The organism is Gemmata sp., assembly GCF_051859125.1.
In the GTDB taxonomy this organism is placed as follows: Bacteria; Planctomycetota; Planctomycetia; order Gemmatales; family Gemmataceae; genus Gemmata.
This window is the reverse complement of record NZ_JBHYGG010000230.1, coordinates 1-2196: the sequence shown is the minus strand read 5'-3', so window position 1 is coordinate 2196 and position 2196 is coordinate 1. Positions and strand designations below refer to the sequence as shown.

At 69.3% G+C, this 2196-nt stretch carries 3 protein-coding genes; all 3 read right to left on the bottom strand.

The window, feature by feature from the left end; translation table 11 throughout:
- Positions 1 to 88: 88 nt before the first annotated feature.
- Positions 89 to 460: a hypothetical protein gene (locus tag ACTIGN_RS18690; RefSeq protein WP_439626561.1), complete on the bottom strand. Its 372-nt coding sequence runs from the start codon at positions 458 to 460 to the stop codon at positions 89 to 91.
- A gap of 447 nt (positions 461 to 907) precedes the next feature.
- Entirely contained in the window at positions 908 to 1489 is a 582-nt protein-coding gene (locus tag ACTIGN_RS18685) for a hypothetical protein (RefSeq protein WP_439626559.1), read from the bottom strand.
- 59 nt (positions 1490 to 1548) lie between these two features.
- Positions 1549 to 2118 (bottom strand): protein-tyrosine phosphatase family protein, encoded by a 570-nt coding sequence (locus ACTIGN_RS18680; protein WP_439626557.1) that lies wholly within the window; start codon positions 2116 to 2118, stop codon positions 1549 to 1551.
- Positions 2119 to 2196: the final 78 nt, after the last annotated feature.

Genomic DNA, 2196 nt, shown 5'->3' with positions numbered 1-2196 from the left:
CAGCCGACGAAACCCTTCCGCGAGGCTGTCGTTGTGCTTAACTGAAGGGCATTGGCCCTAGCCCCGGTTGCAACGGTAAGTCGCGGGATCAGGTGTCCGGTTCAATACGTCGTTTGCACTGGTTGCAGAGCATGACCCACGGCTCTCCCCGTGGGGAGTGGTATCCATCCCCCGTGATCGGGTTGATCGTGGACTTGCACGCGGGACACTGCATCTCGTTCATTGCCGCCTCCCGCACGTCCTTCAGATCCGGGTGTTCGCGGCGAATCCGCTCTTCCTTCTCCCTCAGCGCCCGCCCCCGCTCGTCGTCCTCTTGGCTACATACTGCCCAAGAAAGCGCCGGGCTCAACACGTAGAGCAGCCAGTACCAGAGGGAGCGTTTCGGTGACGACTCGGCGGCGGGTTCCCCTTCGGGCCGCTCGGGCGACGGGACTTCCGGCGTAGGGTCAGGCTCGGGCATCACGCATTCCGAATGGTTGGGCCGGGGGCCGTCCCCGCGGACGGATCGGGTTTCCAGCAGCAAGCCGAGCGGGAGGCCAAGGAGCGTTCCGACGGTGGGCGGGAGCAGGCCGCGCCACCCGTGAGGGTAGGCGGTTAGCCCGGCCAGGATGTTGGCCACACCCTCCGCCACTCGAAGCCATCCGCCGACGTCGGGGCCGTGTCGTCCGGCCGCCCTACCGTACCCAACCGCCGCGGCGGCCGCAACAAATCACCGGGCGGTCGTGCGAGCCGGAGTGGGGCCACGTCCTGGTGTTCTCTTGTCGCGCGACAAGGGGGTAGTGTGGTGATCCCGGCAGGCCCGTCGCCGTTCTTGCCGCATGGATCTGACCCGAGCTGACGACCGGTCGCGCGACCGGCTGGGACGTGGTGGCTAACCGGGCTGGTCTGCCCTGCAGATGGTTCGGCCCTACTCGCCATCCGAAGAACGCGGCCGCATCCGCTCGGCCAATTCCGCGAACGACCCGAGGTACTTCGCCGGCCCCGCCTCCCGCGGCACCGCCGGGGACAGGCCGAGCAGGAACCCGACCAGCTCGGCGAACGGGGTCCGCCGCGGGGACCACCGGTCCACCACGTGATACCGGCCGGTCCGCACGCCCTCGACCACGCACTGCCAGCCGTCCAGCCCGTCGGCCCGCTCGGCCGTAGGCAGGTCCCAGAACCCGGCCCGCTCGACCAGCTTACCCAGCCGCTTGGCCTCGCCGGGGGTCAACTCCCACTCGGCCTCGGACACCAACTGGCCCGGCTCGTACCCGCCCCGCCCGTCAGTCTGCTTGCGGGCGACCCGCCACCCCCCGGCGTCGGTGACCCGGACGAGGGCCGGGCGGGTGAACGTCGGCAGGAACAGGAGTCGGAAGACCGTCGGCTGGTCGGGGGCCGGCGGGTGCAGGGGCCGCTCCTGCATCGCCATGAGGTGCGAAACGTACCACCGCTCGTGGAGCGCGTGCAGATCCGGGTGGTCGTCCAGCACCCCTGGCGGAAAGAACTCCATCTGCGGCGGCTCCGGGGCCGAACAACTGGCTCAGCAGCGGCCTCGCTGTGAGCTGTGGGTCACGAACCGCCACCGAGTCGACCGTCTGCTGCTGCGTCGGGTTCGGCGTCTTGCCCTGCCCGCGCGGATGGGCTCGAGAGGCCGGGGACAACTCTGAGGTTGCCCCAGTCGACCTGCTTCCGCTGGACCCCGGCTCCGGTGTGGGCTCTCATCCGGCCGATGGCCGCCAGCCCCTGCTCCTCGGTGTACGAGTGCCACCGCATCAGCGCGAAGGCCACCATCCCAGTCCGGTGGATGCCGGCCGAGCAGTGGATCAGGATCGAGCGACCGCCATCAAGCCGTTCGGCGAGGACTGGCAGGGCTGCGAGGACGGCCTCGGACGCCGTACCCCGCGGAGGCTGTCCGTTTTCGAGGGGAAGCCACACCCACTCGATGCCAACTTGTTCGACCAACTCGCCGACGACGGCCGCTCCCTCCCTCGCCGACAACAGGGTGACCACGCAGTCGCAGCCGAATGCCCTCAGCGCCGGCACGGCCCTCGCACCAGGGCGGTGCCAGAGCGTGAGCCGCCCGTTCCCGACCGGGACCCAGTTGCAGTCGAAGGTCGGGGCCTCTGTCTGGTCGGGCATCTCGATCCACCGCGCCCTTCTATCGCCGAAAGAATCCATGCAAGCCGTGTGCGTTAGTGTGAGGGGTGGTCGCCCTTC

Excerpts from the sequence above, each read along its gene's own strand:
- ACTIGN_RS18685 (WP_439626559.1), bottom strand. The coding sequence starts at position 1,489 with ATGGAGTTCTTTCCGCCAGGGGTGCTGGACGACCACCCGGATCTGCAC.
- ACTIGN_RS18680 (WP_439626557.1), bottom strand. The coding sequence starts at position 2,118 with ATGCCCGACCAGACAGAGGCCCCGACCTTCGACTGCAACTGGGTCCCG.
- ACTIGN_RS18690 (WP_439626561.1), bottom strand. The coding sequence starts at position 460 with ATGCCCGAGCCTGACCCTACGCCGGAAGTCCCGTCGCCCGAGCGGCCC.